The organism is Arenimonas sp. (assembly GCF_044353605.1).
GTDB lineage: Bacteria > Pseudomonadota > Gammaproteobacteria > Xanthomonadales > Xanthomonadaceae > Arenimonas.
In genome coordinates, this window is sequence record NZ_JBILBO010000004.1 from 121,662 (window position 1) to 139,648 (window position 17,987).

18 protein-coding genes are annotated in these 17,987 nt (G+C 62.8%); 15 read left to right on the forward strand and 3 right to left on the reverse strand.

The window, feature by feature from the left end; translation table 11 throughout:
* The first annotated feature begins 162 nt into the window (after window positions 1-162).
* The 8 genes from ACIQ1A_RS04030 to ACIQ1A_RS04065 all read left to right on the forward strand — a co-directional run bounded on the left by ACIQ1A_RS04030 (window position 163) and on the right by ACIQ1A_RS04065 (window position 8,289).
* Window positions 163-795: a ParA family protein gene (locus tag ACIQ1A_RS04030; RefSeq protein WP_395769782.1), complete on the forward strand. Its 633-nt coding sequence runs from the start codon at window positions 163-165 to the stop codon at window positions 793-795.
* Window positions 795-1,271, forward strand: a complete 477-nt coding sequence (locus tag ACIQ1A_RS04035) for a SixA phosphatase family protein (RefSeq protein ID WP_395769783.1) — start codon at window positions 795-797, stop codon at window positions 1,269-1,271. The genes ACIQ1A_RS04030 and ACIQ1A_RS04035 overlap by 1 nt, the downstream gene beginning before the upstream one ends.
* On the forward strand, window positions 1,272-1,835 hold the full coding sequence (locus ACIQ1A_RS04040) for a YceI family protein (RefSeq protein WP_395769784.1): 564 nt from the start codon (window positions 1,272-1,274) through the stop codon (window positions 1,833-1,835).
* The gene (locus ACIQ1A_RS04045; RefSeq protein WP_395769785.1) at window positions 1,825-3,654 is read left to right on the forward strand and encodes a phosphatidylserine/phosphatidylglycerophosphate/cardiolipin synthase family protein; all 1,830 of its coding nucleotides are present in this window, start codon (window positions 1,825-1,827) and stop codon (window positions 3,652-3,654) included. The genes ACIQ1A_RS04040 and ACIQ1A_RS04045 overlap by 11 nt, the downstream gene beginning before the upstream one ends.
* 88 nt (window positions 3,655-3,742) lie before the next feature.
* Complete coding sequence (locus ACIQ1A_RS04050; protein WP_395769786.1) at window positions 3,743-4,357, forward strand: YkvA family protein; 615 nt, start codon at window positions 3,743-3,745, stop codon at window positions 4,355-4,357.
* A 99-nt stretch (window positions 4,358-4,456) separates the two neighbouring features.
* The gene (locus ACIQ1A_RS04055; protein ID WP_395769787.1) at window positions 4,457-5,209 is read left to right on the forward strand and encodes a lysophospholipid acyltransferase family protein; all 753 of its coding nucleotides are present in this window, start codon (window positions 4,457-4,459) and stop codon (window positions 5,207-5,209) included.
* Window positions 5,209-6,213, forward strand: coding sequence for a YheT family hydrolase (locus ACIQ1A_RS04060; protein ID WP_395769788.1), 1,005 nt, complete (start codon window positions 5,209-5,211; stop codon window positions 6,211-6,213). The genes ACIQ1A_RS04055 and ACIQ1A_RS04060 overlap by 1 nt, the downstream gene beginning before the upstream one ends.
* A 27-nt stretch (window positions 6,214-6,240) precedes the next feature.
* The gene (locus ACIQ1A_RS04065) at window positions 6,241-8,289 is read left to right on the forward strand and encodes a tetratricopeptide repeat protein (protein ID WP_395769789.1); all 2,049 of its coding nucleotides are present in this window, start codon (window positions 6,241-6,243) and stop codon (window positions 8,287-8,289) included.
* Here the strand turns inward: ACIQ1A_RS04065 and ACIQ1A_RS04070 are convergent.
* A complete protein-coding gene (locus tag ACIQ1A_RS04070; protein WP_395769832.1) occupies window positions 8,286-9,077 on the reverse strand; it encodes an undecaprenyl-diphosphate phosphatase in 792 nt (263 codons plus the stop codon). The two genes, ACIQ1A_RS04065 and ACIQ1A_RS04070, sit on opposite strands and share 4 nt — an antisense overlap.
* Before the next feature lie 513 nt (window positions 9,078-9,590).
* Between ACIQ1A_RS04070 and glnA the strand changes: the two genes are divergently transcribed.
* From glnA to ACIQ1A_RS04085, 3 genes are all read left to right on the forward strand, one after another.
* The gene (gene glnA / locus ACIQ1A_RS04075) at window positions 9,591-11,000 is read left to right on the forward strand and encodes a type I glutamate--ammonia ligase (protein ID WP_395769790.1); all 1,410 of its coding nucleotides are present in this window, start codon (window positions 9,591-9,593) and stop codon (window positions 10,998-11,000) included.
* Window positions 11,001-11,069: 69 nt separating this feature from the next.
* Window positions 11,070-11,408: a P-II family nitrogen regulator gene (locus ACIQ1A_RS04080; RefSeq protein WP_395769791.1), complete on the forward strand. Its 339-nt coding sequence runs from the start codon at window positions 11,070-11,072 to the stop codon at window positions 11,406-11,408.
* Between the two features lie 19 nt (window positions 11,409-11,427).
* The gene (locus ACIQ1A_RS04085) at window positions 11,428-12,834 is read left to right on the forward strand and encodes an ammonium transporter (protein WP_395769792.1); all 1,407 of its coding nucleotides are present in this window, start codon (window positions 11,428-11,430) and stop codon (window positions 12,832-12,834) included.
* Between the two features lie 49 nt (window positions 12,835-12,883).
* Here ACIQ1A_RS04085 and ACIQ1A_RS04090 read toward each other — a convergent pair whose 3' ends face one another.
* Window positions 12,884-13,054, reverse strand: a complete 171-nt coding sequence (locus ACIQ1A_RS04090) for a hypothetical protein (RefSeq protein WP_395769793.1) — start codon at window positions 13,052-13,054, stop codon at window positions 12,884-12,886.
* A gap of 153 nt (window positions 13,055-13,207) precedes the next feature.
* On the opposite strand from ACIQ1A_RS04090, the gene ACIQ1A_RS04095 reads away from it, so the two are divergent.
* From ACIQ1A_RS04095 to ACIQ1A_RS04110, 4 genes are read left to right on the forward strand one after another with little or no spacing between them, the layout of a single operon-like run.
* Window positions 13,208-14,239 carry a nitrogen regulation protein NR(II) gene (locus ACIQ1A_RS04095; RefSeq protein WP_395769794.1) on the forward strand — a complete coding sequence of 344 codons (1,032 nt, stop codon included), beginning with the start codon at window positions 13,208-13,210 and terminating at the stop codon, window positions 14,237-14,239.
* Entirely contained in the window at window positions 14,236-15,642 is a 1,407-nt protein-coding gene (ntrC, locus tag ACIQ1A_RS04100; RefSeq protein WP_395769795.1) for a nitrogen regulation protein NR(I), read from the forward strand. The genes ACIQ1A_RS04095 and ntrC overlap by 4 nt, the downstream gene beginning before the upstream one ends.
* On the forward strand, window positions 15,639-16,115 hold the full coding sequence (locus tag ACIQ1A_RS04105) for a GNAT family N-acetyltransferase (RefSeq protein WP_395769796.1): 477 nt from the start codon (window positions 15,639-15,641) through the stop codon (window positions 16,113-16,115). Before ntrC ends, ACIQ1A_RS04105 begins: the two co-directional genes overlap by 4 nt.
* A complete protein-coding gene (locus ACIQ1A_RS04110) occupies window positions 16,112-17,104 on the forward strand; it encodes a 2-hydroxyacid dehydrogenase (RefSeq protein WP_395769797.1) in 993 nt (330 codons plus the stop codon). The genes ACIQ1A_RS04105 and ACIQ1A_RS04110 overlap by 4 nt, the downstream gene beginning before the upstream one ends.
* On the opposite strand, the gene ACIQ1A_RS04115 is transcribed toward ACIQ1A_RS04110, so the two are convergent.
* On the reverse strand, window positions 17,101-17,973 hold the full coding sequence (locus tag ACIQ1A_RS04115) for a hypothetical protein (RefSeq protein WP_395769798.1): 873 nt from the start codon (window positions 17,971-17,973) through the stop codon (window positions 17,101-17,103). The genes ACIQ1A_RS04110 and ACIQ1A_RS04115 overlap by 4 nt on opposite strands.
* Between the last annotated feature and the right edge of the window lie 14 nt (window positions 17,974-17,987).

Sequence of the window (17,987 nt, forward strand, 5' to 3'; positions counted from 1 at the left end):
CAAACCAACTGCTATGGATAGCGATATGCATTTATAATCCAGTCATTGCACAGAAGCACGGCATGACCATCAACCAAATTTTTTCTTATCCGGTCCAGAATTGTGCTAACTAGCCCTTCCCCCCAAGTCGATGTAGAGTAGGCCCATACACAGGAGGGGCGTATGCACGTGATTGTGGTCGCAAGTTCCAAAGGCGGTGCCGGCAAGAGCACCCTGTCCACCAACCTGGCCGCGCATTACGCCCTGCAGGGCAAGCGCACCGCGCTGATCGACGCCGACCGGCAGAAATCGGCCACGCACTGGTGCGAAAAGCGCGCCGCGCTGGAAACCGCGGTGTTGCCGATTGACGGCAGCAAACGCAATTGGGCCAAGAACCTGCCGGCGCAGACCGAGGTGGTGATTGTGGATGCCCCGGCCGGCGCCATGGGCGACGACCTCGAGGAATTCCTCGCCATCGCCAGCGTGGTGCTGGTGCCGGTGCTGCCGTCCACCATTGATCTGGAAGCGACCGTACCCTTCCTCAATTCACTGGCCGCCATTGCCCGCATCAAGAAAGGCAAGCTGCCGGTGGCTTTGGTCGCCAACCGGCTGAAACCCTGGACCGGCGCCTCGCAGCAGGCGGTGGATCAGATCAAGGCCTGGCCGTATCCGGTGGCCGGCGAGCTGCGCGACACCCAGGCCTACGTGCTGATGGTGGCGCTGGGCAAATCGGTATTCGATTACCACTCCGAACAGATCCGTAGCCATCAGGCCGACTGGGCGCCGATTTTCAAATGGATCAGGAAGGTGAGCTGATGCGTGAACTGATATTGCTGCGGCACGCCCATGCCGAACCGGCCGGCCTCGGCCAGGACGACATCGACCGCGCCCTGTCGCGCCAAGGCCTGGCGGAAGCCGAAGCGGCCGGGGCCTGGCTGAAAGCCCACGACCTGCACCCCGACCGCATCCTGTGTTCGCCGGCGCGGCGCACCCGCGAAACCCTGGAGCAGGTGCTGCGGGTCACCGGATTCGTCGAACAACGCCAGGACGCGCGCATCTACGATGCCACGCCCGGCACCCTGATGCAGATTGCCGATGATCACCGCGAATGCGCCAGCCTGATGCTGATCGGTCACAATCCGGGCATGGAACATCTGGTGGCGCTGCTCACCTCCGGCCAATCCGGCGATTTCCGCGGCCTGCCGGCCGCCGGCTTGGTGGTGCTGCACATTCCGGCCGACGCCGAGTTCGAGCCCGGCATCGCCACCCTGGAACACTTCTGGTGGCCATGAGTGCGCGTCGCCGCGGCCAGCCTGTGGCTTCTGCTGGCGCTGCCCGTCGCGGCCGCTGACGCGCCGGCGCTCTGGCGCTTCGATCCGCTGGCTTCGCAGGCGCAGTTCCGCGTGCACCTGCGCATGGGGATTCCGGCCGAGGGCCGCTTCAAAAGCATTCAAGGGGAGATTCAGCCGCTGCCCGATCAAAAGCTGAGCGTGCGCGTGCAGCTCGATGCCCGTGAATTGGTGATGGGCGGGCCGGCCTGGATCCAGAAATCCACCCATTCCAAAGACTTTCTCGACAGCGCCAAGCATCCCGACATTCGCTTCCAATCGCAGCCGTTCTCCAGTCAGGTGCTGGTGTCCGGCGGCATCATCAGCGGCACGCTGAGTCTGCGTGACGTCAGCAAGCCGGTTAGCTTCACCCTGTTGCCCACGCAATGCCGGCAGCCGGGCTGGACCTGCCCGATTGCGGCCAGCGGCACGCTCAACCGCCACGACTTCGGCATGCAGGCCTACCGTTGGAGTCTGCGCGACGAGGTGGTGGTCGGATTTCAGCTAAAATTCGCCGATGATCACTAGACTGGCCGCGGCCGTGGTGCTGCTGGCGCTGGGCGCCTGCGCCAACCTGCCCGAAAGCAAACATCGCGAAGCCGGTGCCTTTGCCGGATCCTTGCAGGGCACCGCCAATGCCTGCCAAGTCGCGTCCGGCTGCGGCTTGGATTCGCCCCTGCGTGATCTGGCCGACACCACCGCCGCGGGCGGCGGCGGCAAACATGAGGTCATCCTGCTCGATCAGGGCAATGATGCGCTGCTGACCCGTCTGCACATGATCGAAAGCGCGCGCCACAGCATCGAATTGCAGGTGTTCATCTACGACCTCGACGAATCCGGTACGCTGATGCTGGATGCGATGGTGCGTGCCGCCCAACGCGGGGTCAAGGTGCGTCTGCTGCTTGATCAGCTTTACGGGCTGAGCCGGCCGCAGCTGCAGGCCAAGCTCTCGGCCCTGCACCGCAATTTCGAACTGCGTCTTTACAGCCCGATGTTCAACCAGGCCAAAACCGACAAGGCCGAATTCTTCGCCGGCATCCTGTTCCGTTTCCAGAGCCTGAACCAGCGCATGCACACCAAGTTGTTGCTGGTCGACGACCGCATGGCGGTGGTCGGTGGCCGCAATATCCAGGACCGCTATTTCGATTGGGGCGCCAGCTACAACTACCGCGACCGCGACCTGTGGGTGGCCGGCCCGTCGGTGTTGGGCATGCGCGACAACTTCAATGCGTTCTGGGACAGCGAGCGCAGTGTTCCCGCACCGAAGCTCGATGATGTGGCGCGCGTACTGCTGGATGCGCAAGCCGATCCAAAGCGCCTGCAGATGCCGAAGCGCGATTATTCGGCACGCATGAATGTCATGGCCGCGATGGCGCAGGATGGCCCGCGTCTGATGACCACGCTGGCGCCTTACCGGCGCGCGGTGGGTAACGCCGTGTTCTACGCCGACCTTCCGGAAAAGCACGCCGATGAAGCCAGCAGCCGGGCGCGCGCCTCCAATGCGGTGTACCAGATCATTTCGCAGGCGCAGGACAATGTGCTGTTGCAAACCCCGTACCTGGTGATGTCGCGCCTGGCCCGGCAGACCTTCCGCGGTCTGCAGCGGCGCGACCGGCCGGTGCAGGTCTGGGTCTCGACCAATTCGCTGGCCGCCACCGACGCCTTCCCGGTGTACGCGCTGTCGCACAAATATAAGCGCCTGTACCTGCGCGAGCTCGGCTTTCGCATCCACGAATTCAAACCGTTTCCGGTCTCGGCTTACATGCGGGTCGGTCGCGAGCCGGGCTGGTTGGATAAGGAGGAAACCGAAGCCGGTGAGGCCCCGGGTCTGTTCGGCTACACCGGCTCCGGCATGCAGTCACCGGTGCCGTTGAGCAAGGAAGGCCAGCGCGCCGGTCTGCACGCCAAGTCGATGGTCATCGACGACCGCATCGCAGTCATCGGCAGCCACAATTTCGATCCGCGTTCCGACGACTACAACACCGAGAGCATGCTGCTGATCGAGGATCCGGAGTTCGCCGCCTTGCTGTCCGGCAGCATCCGCAACGACATGCTGCCGGAGAACGCCTGGTCCGTTGCACCGCGCGAGACCCTGCCGGCCTTGGCCGATTTCAACTACACCATGGGCAAGGTCTCCGAGCAGATGCCGGTGTTCGATGTCTGGCCCTGGCCCTATGCCACCAGCTATCAGGTCCGTACCGACTGCGGTCTGCTCGACTACACCAGCCCGAAATTTGCCGAGTGCAGCGAAGCGGTCGGCGACTTTCCGGAGGTGAACATGAGCCTGAAGGGCATCTACACCCGCATCATCACCGTGTTCGGTGCCGGCCTGGAGCCGATCCTGTAATTCCGGAATCCAAGAATTCCTCGGGTTGACGCTGTCTGGGGCTGGCGGTACTCTTAGCGCTCAGTCAAAAAGCATCAGGGGAACCCGCATGACGATGTCCTTTACCATCGAACTTTCCGACGCGGATATCGCGCATTTCAACGAAGCCATCGCCAAGGCCAAGGCCGCGGCCGTGGGCAAAACCGATGCCGAAGTGACCGGCGCCGCCCGCCAGTTGCTGGTCAACGCCGCCAACCTGACCCTGCCCGATTTCATTTCCAGCCGGCTGAACAAGCTTGATGCCATGATCGCCATGCTGGTCGATGAAGCCTGGGCCCTGCCGGACGAGGACCGCGCCCGGGTCAAGGCCGCCATGGCGTATTTTTCCGAAAGCGAAGACCTGATTCCCGATACGATTCCGGTGCTCGGTTTCTTCGACGACGCCATCGCCATCGAACTCAGCGCCGCGGATCTGGTGCACGAGCTGGCCGCCTACGACGAATTCTGCAACTTCCGCGAAGAGCAGGCCGCCGACCGCGGTTTGGATCCGGCCAACGTCGGCCGTGCCGACTGGCTGTCGGTCCGTCGCGACGAACTGGTCAACCGCATGCACCGCCGCCGCAACCGTGAGCAGGGCGGCAGCTACGGCTCCAGCTCCGGCTATGGCGGCAGCAGCAGTTACGTCAGCAACGCCTGGCGTCCGGGCCCGATGCGCGTGCGTTGAGCCGCGCCCGTTTCCGGCAGAAAGCGCGGCGAGTCCGCGCTTTTTTCGTTTTGGCCGGTGCTTCGCGCTAAAATGCAGGAACGTCATCGAATTCCCGCCATGCCCCGATTGTTCCGTTACCTCTACCGCGTTCCGCTGCTGCTGCTGCATGCCCTGATCGGCCTGCCGCTGGTGCTGGTGCTGCTCAGCCCGGTGTTCGGCCGCTTCAGTATCTACGGCGAGCGTGTCGATCAGTGGGTGGCCGGCTTCTGGTCGCGCATTCTGGTGCGCATCTTCGGTCTGCGCATGCGTCGCTTCGGCACGCCCTTGCCGGGCGCGGTGCTGTTCGTGGCCAACCATATCAGCTGGATCGATATCTGCGTGCTGCACAGCCAGCGCTGGATGGCGTTCGTGGCCAAGGCCGAAATCGAAAGCTGGCCGCTGATCGGCACCGTGGTCAGCCGCGCCGGCACCATCTACCATCGCCGCGGTGATAATGCTTCGCTGCATGGCGTCATGCACCAGATGCTCGAACGCCTGCAGACCGGCTTCGCGGTCGGCGTGTTTCCCGAAGGCCGCACCCATTCCGGCCATGCCATCGGCGTGTTCCATGCCCGCATCTTCCAGCCGGCGGTGATTGCCGGTACCCCGGCCCAGCCGGTCGCCATCAAGTACGGCGACAAAGGCGATGCCCAGGTGCTGATGGCGTTCGGACCCAGGGAAAACTTCTTCAGCAATCTCTGGCGCGTGCTCGGTGAACCGTCACGGCCCTGCGAAGTGCATTTCCTCGAACCGGTTGCCGCGCATGAAGACGGCCGCCGCAAGATGGCCGACCTGTGCCGGCAGCGCATTGTCGATGTGATGGCAGGCTGATGCGTTCAAGGGCGTCGGAATACCGGGCCGAAGGCCTGCTGAAGAATCCGCATGTGCAGTCGGTGCTCAGCTCCAGTCCGTGGCGCCGCCGTGCCGGCGCGGTGCGTCTGGCCGCGCTCGGCGCCAGCAGTCAGGTGCATGTGCTGGACCTTGCGGACGGCATCCGTCTGGCCGGTCTGTACACCGCAGCGCCCACCCCGCGCGCCGATGGTGCGCTGGCCCTGCTGCTGCACGGGTGGGAAGGCAGTGCCGAATCCAGTTATATCCAGCACAGCGCCGCCGAATTGCTGGCGGCCGGCGTGTCGGTGTTCGCGCTCAACTTCCGTGATCACGGCCAGACCCATGATCTCAACGAAGGCCTGTTCCACTCCTGTCGTTTGCAGGAAGTGATCGATGCCGCCAAAGCCGTACAGGGCCATTACCGCCCAAGCCGCTTCGCCGTGGCCGGCTATTCGCTGGGCGGCAATTTTGCCTTACGCTTGGCGCTGGCGGCCGAGGCCGAAGGCCTGCCGATCGATGCCGCATTCGCGGTTTGTCCGCCGGTCGACCCTTCGGCGGTGTTGCGCGAATTGGAAACCGGTCCGCCGTTCTACCACTGGTATTTCATGCGCAAGTGGCGCGCCTCGCTGCGCCGCAAGCGCGCCTTGTTTCCGCATGCGCATGCCTTCGGTGACGACATCCTGCACCGCGATATGCGCGGACTGACCCAGTGGCTGGTCGGCCAGCACACCGACTGGGACGATGAAGAAGCCTATTTCGGCGGCTATTCGGTGGCCGGCGCGCGCCTGGCCGCGCTGCGGGTACCCACCCGCATTCTGGCCGCGGCCGACGATCCGGTGATTCCGATTGCCAGCTTGCGCGCGCTTCAGCTCTCGGACGCCGCGACCTTGGAAATCAGCGATCACGGCGGCCACTGTGGCTTCATCCGTGATTGGCAACAGCACGGATTTGCCGAACATTGGCTGAAAACCGGCCTGATCGCGGTGCTGGACGGGGTACAATAGCGGTTTGCACGCGATTCTAGGGTTTCTATGTCCGATCACATCCTTGCCGCCCTGCGCAGCGGCCAAGCCGCCGAAGCGCTGAGTCTGGCCGAAGCACAACTCGCCGAACAGCCGGAGTCGGCCGAAAACCACTATTGGAAAGCGCTCGCGCTGCAGAGTCTCGGCCGAAAGGACGAAGCCCTGCTTGCCATCGATGCCGCCATTGCCCTGGCACCGGAACGCGGTGATTTTCCGATGACCCGATCGGTGATGCTGCTTGGTAGTGGCGATTCAAGCCAGGCGCAATCCGGACTGATGGATGCGCTAGCGCTGAATCCCAATTATCTGCCGGCCTATGTCGGCCTGATCCACATCGCGGTGGGTCAGAAGAATTTTGCCGAAGCCGGCCGATTGCTGCGTTTGGCTGAGCGTGTCGATTCTGAAGATGCCGATGTACTGATTGCGCACGGTTCATTGCTGCAGGCCCAGGGCGATGCCGACGGCGCACTGGCCAAATTCACCCAAGCCGGTGAACGCAACCCGGACAGCGTGTTGGCGATGACCAGCCTGGGCTTCGCCTATTTGCAGAAACGCCTGCCGGCGTTTGCGCAACAGGCCCTGCAGCGCGCCAAAACGCTTGCTCCGGCAAGCCCGGCACTGCTGCGGGCCTTGACCCAGTGCCATCTTTTGCAGGATCAGTTCACCGAGGCCGAGGCAGTCGTGGATGAGTTGCTTGCGCTGCGTCCGGACGATTTCGGAGCGCGCGCACTGCGTTCCCAATTGCGCGCCGACCGCGGCGAGCTGATTGCAGCCATCGCCGATGCCGAGGCTTTGGTTGCGGCAGCACCGACGGATCTGGAAGCGATGACCCACCTGTGCATGCTGTACGGACGCAGCGGTGATCTGGACGCTCCGCGCGCCCTGATTGCCAGCGCCATCGCCGCCCAGCCGACGCGCGATGCCTTGTGGCAACTGAAACTCAATCTGGAATCGGCCTTCGGTGGCGACAGCGCCGCCATCATTGCCGACTGGCTCGTGCAGGTGCCTGACAGTGCCTTGGCACATGAGTCCTTGGCGGTCCATCGTGAACAAATCGGTGATCTGGCCGGTGCTGCGCAGGCCGCCGAACGTGCTTTGGCATTGAACGATGCGCTGACCATGGCGCAGTTCGTCAAGCTGCGTCAGGAAGTGCGCGACACGCCGGAAGCCGCGCTGCAGCGTCTGGCACAACTGCAGGAACGCGCGCAAGCCGCCGCCGCAAAGCGCATGGTCTCGGCCTGGACAGGTCTGGCGCATGATCGCTTGGGCAACTACGCTGCTGCCGGAAAATCATTTCTGGCGATGGCCGAAATTCCCGACCGTGACCGCGGTCCGGCGGCGTTCACCGCCACCCGTGGCGAGCCCGATGCCGACACGGCCGGCCGCGTGCTGTGGGCTCCCCCCGGTGTGCGCATCGACCGCGTGTTCATGGCGCTGCAGCCGGTGCTCGGCGAGCGTTTGTTACTGGACCGTCACCAACCCGGCCCGGCCCGTGAAGACGGCTTCGGTTTCGAAACGGCAGTCACCGCGTCGGCTGGATCGGCGCTGTCCTGGAAAGTGGGCATTCAAGCCAATGGTCTGTCGCCCGAGGATGTGGTGGATTGGCTGCCGCATTGGGATGCCGGTACCGCCGCGGCTTTGGATGGCACGGTATTGACTGCCATCGTGATCGATCCGCGCGACGCCTTGTTGAACTGGATGGTGTTCGGATGCGAACAATCCTATGTATTCCATCCCAAGATCCTGCTTTCCGCACAATGGCTGGCAGCGGCCTATCAGGCCGTGCTCGACAGCAGGGCGCACAATCCGCAAAGCGTCCATCTGCTTGCCATTGACGCCTTGGATACCGACGCGGCGGCGACGGCTGAGTCGCTGAAACAAGGGCTGGCACTGGATGCCGTGCCGGATGCCGCGATGTTGGCACATGCACCGATGGCACTGGGTGGATTGCCGCGTCAATTTCCATCCGGGCACTGGCGCCATTACCGCGATAGTTTCGGTGCGGCCTTCGATCTGCTCACGCCGGTTGCGGTGACGATGGGTTATCCGCGGGATTAATTCGACGGTAGCAACAACAGCAGGCCGATGCCCAAGAGGATTCGGTAAATGGCGAAGCCGGTGAACCGGTGGTTGGCGATGTAAGCCAGCAGCCATCGCACTGTGGCAAAACCGGTGACGGTGGCGGCGGTGAATGCTACGGCCAGGGCTGCCCAGTTTTCTTCAGCAGCCGTGCCGTCCTGCAGGGATTCCAGCAGGGCATAGCCACTGGCCGCGAACATGGTCGGAATGCCGACCAGAAAGGCAAATTCCGCCGCGGCCGGCTTGCGGTTAAGTCCCAGCAGCATCGCGACGAAGATCGCCGCCGCCGAGCGTGAGGTGCCGGGGAACACGCCGGCCAATACCTGTGCCAGGCCCACCGCGATCGCGATCTGCCAGGTGATTGTGGTTGATGCCGGCCCGCGTTCGGATACGCGCTCTACCGCCAGCATGGCGATGCCACCCAGAATCAGCGCCCAAGCCACCGGGCTGACGGTTTCCGGCAGCTCCCAGCCCAGCCAGCGCACCGGCAGGCCGACGATGGCGGTGACCGCGAAAGCGGCCAGGATTTTCAGCAGAAAGTCACGTTGCTCCGGCTCCCGCCAGCCGCCGGCCATGGCCAGCAATCGGGCCCGATACACCAGGGTGATGGCTAAAATGGCGCCGGCTTGGATGGCGATATTGAACAGATCGGATTTCGGGCCCAGCCAGTGCTGGGCAATCAACAGATGCCCGGTACTGGAAATCGGCAGGAATTCGGTGATGCCTTCGATGATACCCAGAATGAGCGCGTTGATCAGATCGTACATGGCCGGTCGCAGAGTCGTTTCGACCATTATACGGGCAGGTGCGAGGACACTGTCATGCGGCTGTCATGGACGCAGGCGACACTAAGAAAAATTCTCGTAGTCAGGCGACGGAATCCGGACATACACTGCAAGTACGTCATGGCGGTCTTCGGGCCGGGGCTATGGACAGCCACCATGACGTGCTCTTTCCAGCGCCGTATTTCCACCGCCCCGAACCCCACAGGCAGGCTGGCATGCTTCCACATCGCAAACTTCCCTTCGGCAACCGGCTGCTGGTGCTGCTGTTGGCTTTGGCCGCGGCACTGGTGTTCCTGCTGATTCGGGCCCGCAGCGGAACGCGACCGCTTTAAGCACCAAAAAAGCGCATTTTCCCGATTCGCACCAATACGGTGCATTGTCGTGCATCTAAACCGACACCCGATCTGAAACGGATCAAGCACTTATCCTGTATTCAAAAGTTGGCACGCTTCTTGCAAGAGTCTAGGTACCTTCCCTACCTTTTGAGTTGAAGCCATGTCCTACGAAAACGTTCTGAAACTGGTCAAAGACAACGCGATCGAATTCATCGATCTGCGTTTTGCCGATATGCGCGGCGTGCAGCATCACGTCACCTTCCCGGCCTCCATCATCGAGCCGGCGCTGTTTGAAGACGGCAAGATGTTCGACGGCTCCTCCATCTCCGGCTGGAAAGGCATCAACGAATCTGACATGATCCTGTTGCCCGACGCTTCGACCGCCGTGCTCGATCCGTTCACCGCCGATCCGACCCTGATCCTGGTCTGCGACATTCTCGACCCGGCCACCATGCAGGCCTACTCGCGCGATCCGCGCGGTGTTGCCAAACGCGCCGAAGCCTATCTGAAAGCCAGCGGCATCGCCGACCAGGCCTTCTTCGGTCCGGAACCGGAATTCTTCATCTTCGATTCCGTGCGTTGGGCCAATGAAATGGGCAACACCTTCTTCGAAGTCGAATCCGAGGAAGCGCACTGGAACAGCAAGAAGAAATACGAAGGCGGCAACACCGGTTACCGTCCGGGCCTGAAGGGCGGCTACTTCCCGGTGGCGCCGACCGACTCGCTGCACGACATCCGCGCCGAGATGTGCAAGGAACTGATGGCCGCCGGCCAGGAAGTGGAAGTGCACCATCACGAAGTGGCCAATGCCGGCCAGTGCGAAATCGGTACCAAGTTCAATTCGCTGGTGGCCAAGGCCGACGAACTGCTGATGATGAAATACATCATCAAGAACGTCGCGCACCGCAACGGCAAAACCGCCACCTTCATGCCGAAGCCGCTGGTTGGTGACAACGGTTCGGGCATGCACGTGCACCAGTCGCTGTCCAAGGGCGGCGTCAACCTGTTCTCCGGCGATGGCTACGGCGGCCTGAGCCAGATGGCGCTGTGGTATATCGGCGGCATCTTCAAGCACGCGCGTGCCATCAACGCCTTCGCCAACTCCACCACCAACAGCTATAAGCGTCTGGTGCCGGGTTATGAAGCACCGGTGATGCTGGCCTATTCGGCCCGCAACCGTTCCGCCTCCTGCCGCATTCCGTACGTCGCCAATCCGAAAGCCCGCCGCATCGAAATCCGCTTCCCGGATCCGATGAACTCCGGTTACCTGATCTTCGCCGCACTGATGATGGCCGGTCTGGACGGCATCAAGAACCAGATCGATCCGGGCGAGCCGAGCGACAAGGACCTGTACGATCTGCCGCCGGAAGAGGAAAAGAACATCCCGACCGTGTGCCACAGCCTGGATCAGGCTTTGGATGCACTGGACGGCGACCGCGACTTCCTGAAAGCCGGTGGCGTGTTCACCGACGATTTCATCGACAGTTACATCGCCCTGAAGATGGGCGAGGTCACCAAGTTCCGGGCGGCCACGCACCCGCTGGAATACTCGATGTACTACCAGCTCTGATGCTTGACCACGACGCCGGGAATTCCCGGCGTCGCTTTTTCCGCCTGCAAAAAAACGAACGGAGCGCCCATGAAACTGATCACCGCCATCATCCGGCCGTTCAAACTCGATGAAGTCCGCGAGGCCCTGTCCGAAGCCGGCGTGTCCGGCATCACCGTCACTGAAGTGAAAGGCTTCGGTCGCCAGAAAGGCCATACCGAGCTGTACCGCGGCGCCGAGTATGTGGTCGACTTTCTGCCGAAAATAAAAATCGAAACGGTGATCGCCGACGACCGCCTCGAGGCCGTGCTGGAAGCCCTGCAGCAGGCCGCCGCTACCGGCAAGCTCGGCGACGGCAAGATCTTCGTGTCCAACATCGAGCAGGTTATCCGCATCCGCACCGGCGAACTCGACGCCGACGCCCTTTAACCCGCCTAGAGGATCAAGCATGCAACGACCGTTCATCCGTTCCTGGGGCGCCTGGCTGGCGCTGTCCGCCACGGCGCTCGGCGCCGCCAGCAGTGCGTTGGCGCAAACCACGGCTCCAGCCATCGACAAGGGCGATACCGCTTGGATGATGCTGTGCGCGGCCTTGGTGATCTTCATGGCCCTGCCCGGACTCGCCTTGTTTTACGGCGGGCTGGTGCGCAGCAAGAATGTGTTGTCGGTGCTGATGCAGACGCTGGCGGTGTTCTCGCTGGTGGCGGTGCTGTGGGCGCTGTACGGTTACAGTTTCGCGTTCACCGAAGGCAATGCGTTCATCGGCGGCGTCGATCGCCTGTTCGCGCAGGACATCAACGGCACGGCCGCGGCGACGTTTACCAAAGGCGTGTACATTCCCGAACTGGTGTTCTTCGTGTTCCAGGGCGCGTTCGCCTGCATCACCTGCGCGCTGATCATCGGCGCCTTCGCCGAGCGCGTGAAGTTCGCCGGCGTGTTGCTGTTCACCGTGCTCTGGTTCACCTTCGCGTATTTGCCGATGGCGCACATGGTCTGGTTCTTCCCGGGCCCGGATGCCTTCACCGATACCGCCGCCGTGGATGGCGTGCTGGCGCGTTCGGGTTGGCTGTGGGCGAAAGGCGCGCTCGATTTTGCCGGCGGCACCGTGGTGCACATCAACGCCGCAGTGGCTGGCTTGGTCGGTGCCTATGTGATCGGCCCGCGCGTGGGTTATCGGCGCGAAGCACTGAAACCGCACAACCTGACCCAGACCATGGTCGGTGCCTGCATCCTGTGGTTCGGCTGGTTCGGCTTCAATGCCGGTTCGGCGCTGGAAGCCAATGGTGTTGCGGCGCTGGCTTTCGTGAATACTTTTCTGGCCACGGCCGCTGCGGTGCTGAGCTGGAGTCTGGCCGAGTGGCTGGGCAAGGGCAAGCCCTCGATGCTGGGCGGTGCCTCCGGCGCGGTGGCGGGATTGGTGGCCATTACGCCGGCTGCCGGTTTGGTCGGCCTTTCTGGCGCCTTGGCCATCGGCGCGATCGCCGGTGTGGTTTGCCTGTGGGGTGTGACCGGCTTGAAAAAAATACTGCGTGCCGACGACAGTCTGGATGTGTTCGGCGTGCATGGTGTGGGCGGCATCACCGGCGCGCTGTTGACCGGTGTGTTCGCCGCGCCGCAATTGGGTGGCGCCGGACTGTGGGATTACGTGACCGAAACCGCGCTGCCGGAGTATTCAATCACATCGCAGGTCTGGATCCAGACCCAGGGCGTGCTGGTCACCATCGCGCTGTCCGGCGTGGTTGCCCTGATGGCCTTTCTGATCGTCAAACACACCGTCGGTCTGCGCGTGAACGAAGAAGCCGAGCGCGAAGGGCTGGACATCAGCTCGCATGGCGAGTCGGCCTACGAGCTCTGAGTCTATTGCAACGCGTGTCTTGCCAACGGCCCTTCGGGGCCGTTGGTTTTCAGCGCACCCGCACCAGGCTGACGGCGGCGGTATTGGCGTACTGGCGGTTGGCGGCGTAGCCGCTGCTTTTGCCGTAGCCGATGCCGGCGGCACGCGGGCGGTAGCGATTGTTGAGTTGCACCGGGGTATTGTCCGATTTGGGGGCGGTGGCAGTGTTTAAATGGTACATGGCAAGTCCTTGGTTGGTTGGTGTGGTATCAATGTATAACACCTGCTCGCCTAGGCCATGTGCCGTAAGTCATGTCATTGAAATGGATAAATTTTTATTCAGCTTGGGTTTAGGAATTGGGACAAACGCCGTGCCTTGCACTAAGATGGTGCAATGAATCCCGCCGATGCCGCCGCCCTCGATCAGCTCGCCACCCCGATTCTGTGGTTGGACGGGCAGGGCGCTGTCAGAGACTGCAATGCCGCGTTCAGCACCTGGCTTTCAGTCGGTAAGCGCCGCTTGCTTGGCCAGGACATCGATCAGCTCGATCAGGAACGTCCGCGCATCCGTGATTTGTGCGCGCAATGCCTGCTGCCGGAAGAACGCATGCAGGCCCTGCGTCTGCAACTGCGCTTCGCCGAACAGCGGGAGCGTTTTGCCGATGCCATCGTGGTGCGTGAAGCTGACGGTTGGCGTATTGAATGGCATCCGCGTGCCGAGTTCGACGGCAGCGATCCGGCGCTGGCTCTGCCTGCCGCGCTGTCAGTGGCGCTGAAAGGTCTGGCGCACGAATTGCGCAATCCCCTGGCCGGATTGAAAGGCGCAGCGCAATTGCTGCAGAAAAAAACCCAGGAGCAGCCGCAGGCCCAGGCCTTGGTGAAGCTGATCGAAAACGAAGTGGTGCGGCTGACCCAGCTGATTGATCAGTTCATGCATCCGGCACCGCCGAAAGCACAGGCGCCGCTCAACATCCATGGCGTGCTGGAAACCGTGCGTCAGCTGGCCGATGCCGAAGCCGGCTGGTCGGTGAAGCTGGTGCGCGATTACGATCCGAGTTTGCCGGAAGTGATCGGCGATGCCGATCGCCTGACCCAGGCCGTACTCAATCTGGTACGCAACGCGTTGCAGTCCGGCGCCGGCGAAGTGGTGCTGCGCACGCGTGCCGATCATCAGGTACAGATTGCCGACCGGCTGTCACGTCTGGCCATCCGTGTGGAAATCGCCGACAACGGCCGCGGCGTGCCGGAAGACCTGCAGGAACAGATTTTTCTGCCCTTGGTGTCCGGCCGTGCCGAAGGCACCGGTCTGGGATTGCCGCTGGCCTTGCAGATTGCGCGTGAACACCAGGGCTCGCTCAGTTTCCGTTCGCGGCCGGGCCACACCGTATTCACCCTGCTGTTGCCGGTGCCTGAGGAGAGCGCATGAACACCGCCGAAATCTGGTTGGTTGATGATGATGCCAGCATCCGCTTCGTGCTCAGCGAAGCGCTGCAGGATGCCGGCTACCGCGCGCGTGGATTCGAGTCCAGCGCCGCCGCCATGGACGCGCTGCGCACCGGCGCGCCGCCGGCGCTGATGTTCACCGACATCCGCATGCCCGGCGGCAGCGGCATCGATTTTCTGGAAACGGTCAAGCAGGCGCATCCGGGGCTGCCGATGATTGTGATGTCGGCATTCACCGATATCCGCAACACCGCCAGCGCGTATCGCGGCGGCGCGTTCGAATATGTGGCCAAACCTTTCGATCTGGACGAGGTGCTGGCGCTGGTGGAAAAAGCGCTGCCGAAACCGCAGGCGCCGGTCGCGACCATCGATGCGGCACCGGTGTTGGAAACGGCCCTGCTCGGCAAGACCCCGGCCATGCGCGAACTGTTCCGGCAGATCGGACGTCTGGCGCAGCTGCCTTTGAGTGTGCTGATTACCGGCGAAACCGGTACCGGCAAGGAACTGGTGGCGCGCGCCCTGCATCAGGAATCGCCGCGCGCGGCGCGCCCGTTCGTGGCGCTGAATACCGCCGCCATTCCGAGCGAGCTGCTCGAATCGGAATTGTTCGGACATGAAGCCGGCGCCTTTACCGGCGCCACCACGCGCCGCATCGGTCGTTTCGAGCAGGCGCAGGGCGGCACCTTGTTCCTCGATGAAATCGGCGACATGCCGCTGGAACTGCAGACGCGTCTATTGCGCGTACTGGCCGAAGGCGAGTTCTACCGCGTTGGTGGCCGTGAGCTGATCAAGGTCGATGTGCGCGTGATTGCCGCGACCCATCAACCGCTGGAAGCGCTGGTCAGTTCCAAACGCTTCCGCGAAGATCTGCTGCATCGGCTCAATGTGCTGCGCATCCGTTTGCCGGCGTTGCGCGAACGCAGCGCCGATATTCCGCTGTTGGCGGCGCATTTCTTCGCAGCCGCCGCCGCGCAGTTGCAGACCAAAACCAAAAGCGCCGATAAGGCCTTGCTTGACGCGATGCAGGCGTATGCCTGGCCGGGCAATGTGCGCGAATTGGAAAACGCCTGCTGGCGCATGGCTTCCGGCACCTCGCATGAACGCCTGGGTCTGGCCGATTGGCAGGGTGATGCCGTGCCGATGCCGCAATCCGAAAACCCTGTGGGCTGGGAGATGCAATTGGCGCAGGAAACCCGTGCGCTGTTGCAACAATCGCATCCGAACGTGCATGCCGAACTGAAAGCGCGCTTCGAACAGAGCCTGCTCGATGTCGCCCTGCAACACACGCACGGCCACCGTCAGCAGGCCGCGCAATTGCTCGGCCTTGGCCGCAACACGCTCACCCGTAAACTCGGCGTCAAACACACACGCAAGGATGAGATATGACACTGCAGATCCGACCGGCCCGTGCCGAGGATGCGAGCTTGCTCGCACGCTGGGCGCAGGCCATGGCATTGGAAACCGAAAACAAAGTATTGCCGGACGCCGAGGTACTGCCCGGCATCGCACGTGGCATTGCCGAACCGGCGCTGACGCGGTATTTCGTGGCGGAGCAGGACGGTGTGCCGGCCGGTACGCTGATGTTCACCTTTGAGTGGAGCGATTGGCGCAACGGTCTGTGGTGGTGGATCCAGAGCGTGTATGTGCCGCCGGAATTCCGCCGCCGTGGCGTGTACCGGGCGCTGTATGCCCATGTTCGCGCCTTGGCCGAAGCCGATGCCGGCGTCTGCGGCATCCGCTTGTATGTGGAGAAAGACAACCGCAACGCGCGCAGCACCTACGAAGCGCTCGGCATGCAGGATGCGCATTACCGCATCTACGAACAGGACACCCGTCCGACAGGAGTACCGAACGCATGAAGATTGCCGTGTACAGCGCCCACGATTACGACCGCGATGGCCTGACTGCCGCCAATGCGAACGCCGGCCATGACCTGCTGTTCATCAAGGCGCCGCTTTCCGCCGCCACCGCCCGCCAGGCCGCCGGCTGCGGCGGTGCCTGCATTTTCGTCAACGACCATGCCGATGCCGAGGCCTTGCGCATTCTGGCCGAAGACGGCGTACATCTGTTGGCGCTGCGCTGTGCGGGCTTCAACAATGTCGATGCCGCCGAAGCCAAGCGTCTGGGCATCTCCGTCACGCGCGTCGGCGATTATTCCCCGCATTCGGTGGCCGAACACGCGGTTGCACTGCTTCTGGCCTTGAACCGGAATATTCCAATCGCGCACGAGCGCGTGCTGGCCAACGATTTCCATCTGGATGGTCTGATGGGTTTCGATCTGTATGGCAAAACCATCGGTATCATCGGTGCTGGCCGCATCGGTGCGGTGTTTGCCGGCATCATGCGTGGTTTCGGCTGCACCATCATCGCGTACGATGCCTTTCCGGGTCCGGAGTTCGAACGCGCCGGCGCGCGTTTTGTTTCACTCGCCGAACTGGCCGCGCAATCCGATGCCATCTCCCTGCATTGCCCGCTGACTACAGGCACCAAGCACCTGCTCGGCGCCGATTTCTTCGCGGCGTGCAAGCCCGGCGTATTGTTGGTCAACACCAGCCGCGGCCCGGTGCTGGACACCGCAGCGGCCCTGGCAGCATTGCGTAGCGGCCACCTCGGCGGCCTTGCTTTGGATGTCTATGAATTCGAGGCCGGTCTGTTTTTCGAAGACCATTCGCAATCGGAACTGGCCGATCCGCTGTTGGCCGAACTGCAACAGCTGCCGAACGTGCTGATTACCGGGCATCAGGGGTTTTTCACCCGTGAAGCTTTCAGCACCATTTGTCAGACCACCATCGACAGCTTCACCGCCTACGAAAAAGGCGCGCCCTTGGTGAACCGTATTCCGGATTAACGCTGCAGGGTGTCGCGGGCGCTCTCGGCATCCGCGCAGAAATCGAATTCCACGCTCAGGCCATGCGCCTCAAGCAGTGCCGCGATCTGGCGCTGTCGCATCTGGAACATCTGGAACAGGGTTTCCAGCTGCTCGCCGTTTTTGCCCTCCAGACCACTCTGCAGCTTCACCCACGCATGCTCATCCAATAAGGCGATATGTGCAGTGCCCGAATTGACATACACCAGCGGTTCAGGCGGCGCATCCAGCCACGCCGCCTGCTGCGGCGCGAACAGCGCGGTTTCAATCAAGGGCCAGACCGGCTCCAGGCCGCTGTGACCGTATTGCATGGCCATCATTGCCACACCGTCGTGCAGGGTCATGTAGCGCGCATGTTCAATGTCGGCGGCGAATGCCTCCTGCGCACACAGGGCGGTGGCGGCGCCGGCCATGCCGCGCTCCATCAGTTCGGCTTCCATGCTGTCCTGTACGGCATGGATCTGTTCGGCCGGACCGGACAGCACGAACGGCAGCCAGCGCAGCGGCCCCTGGGCATGTACCGGATCGGGTTGCAGACCCTCGGGCATGCGGTCCTCGGCGGCACCGAAACACAGCAAGCGCGCGTCGGCTGATTTCGGGGCCAGATGGGTCAATCGGGCGATTTCGGCGTGCACCGGCCAACCCGGACGCAGAATCTCGACCGGATCGAAGGCGGCGCCGGCCAGACTGATGTCGATGGCCGTGAGCGGGCCAATCCAGGGCCGCAGATCCTCGGCCAGCAGACTGCCGAGTCGTTCGGACTGGGCCACCGTGAGCTGCGCGGCGGGCAGGTGTTGGCCGGGGCAGAGTTCCAGGGCCAACAGGCCGAAGCTGTAAACGGGCTCAATCATGCGCTACCATACTC

Bases quoted from the DNA above. Each gene is read 5' to 3' on its own strand.
- ACIQ1A_RS04030 (WP_395769782.1), top strand. From the start codon at position 163: ATGCACGTGATTGTGGTCGCAAGTTCCAAAGGCGGTGCCGGCAAGAGC.
- ACIQ1A_RS04035 (WP_395769783.1), top strand. From the start codon at position 795: ATGCGTGAACTGATATTGCTGCGGCACGCCCATGCCGAACCGGCCGGC.
- ACIQ1A_RS04045 (WP_395769785.1), top strand. From the start codon at position 1,825: ATGATCACTAGACTGGCCGCGGCCGTGGTGCTGCTGGCGCTGGGCGCC.
- ACIQ1A_RS04050 (WP_395769786.1), top strand. From the start codon at position 3,743: ATGACGATGTCCTTTACCATCGAACTTTCCGACGCGGATATCGCGCAT.
- ACIQ1A_RS04055 (WP_395769787.1), top strand. From the start codon at position 4,457: ATGCCCCGATTGTTCCGTTACCTCTACCGCGTTCCGCTGCTGCTGCTG.
- ACIQ1A_RS04060 (WP_395769788.1), top strand. From the start codon at position 5,209: ATGCGTTCAAGGGCGTCGGAATACCGGGCCGAAGGCCTGCTGAAGAAT.
- ACIQ1A_RS04065 (WP_395769789.1), top strand. From the start codon at position 6,241: ATGTCCGATCACATCCTTGCCGCCCTGCGCAGCGGCCAAGCCGCCGAA.
- ACIQ1A_RS04070 (WP_395769832.1), bottom strand. From the start codon at position 9,077: ATGTACGATCTGATCAACGCGCTCATTCTGGGTATCATCGAAGGCATC.
- glnA (WP_395769790.1), top strand. From the start codon at position 9,591: ATGTCCTACGAAAACGTTCTGAAACTGGTCAAAGACAACGCGATCGAA.
- ACIQ1A_RS04080 (WP_395769791.1), top strand. From the start codon at position 11,070: ATGAAACTGATCACCGCCATCATCCGGCCGTTCAAACTCGATGAAGTC.
- ACIQ1A_RS04085 (WP_395769792.1), top strand. From the start codon at position 11,428: ATGCAACGACCGTTCATCCGTTCCTGGGGCGCCTGGCTGGCGCTGTCC.
- ACIQ1A_RS04090 (WP_395769793.1), bottom strand. From the start codon at position 13,054: ATGTACCATTTAAACACTGCCACCGCCCCCAAATCGGACAATACCCCG.
- ACIQ1A_RS04095 (WP_395769794.1), top strand. From the start codon at position 13,208: ATGAATCCCGCCGATGCCGCCGCCCTCGATCAGCTCGCCACCCCGATT.
- ntrC (WP_395769795.1), top strand. From the start codon at position 14,236: ATGAACACCGCCGAAATCTGGTTGGTTGATGATGATGCCAGCATCCGC.
- ACIQ1A_RS04105 (WP_395769796.1), top strand. From the start codon at position 15,639: ATGACACTGCAGATCCGACCGGCCCGTGCCGAGGATGCGAGCTTGCTC.
- ACIQ1A_RS04110 (WP_395769797.1), top strand. From the start codon at position 16,112: ATGAAGATTGCCGTGTACAGCGCCCACGATTACGACCGCGATGGCCTG.
- ACIQ1A_RS04115 (WP_395769798.1), bottom strand. From the start codon at position 17,973: ATGATTGAGCCCGTTTACAGCTTCGGCCTGTTGGCCCTGGAACTCTGC.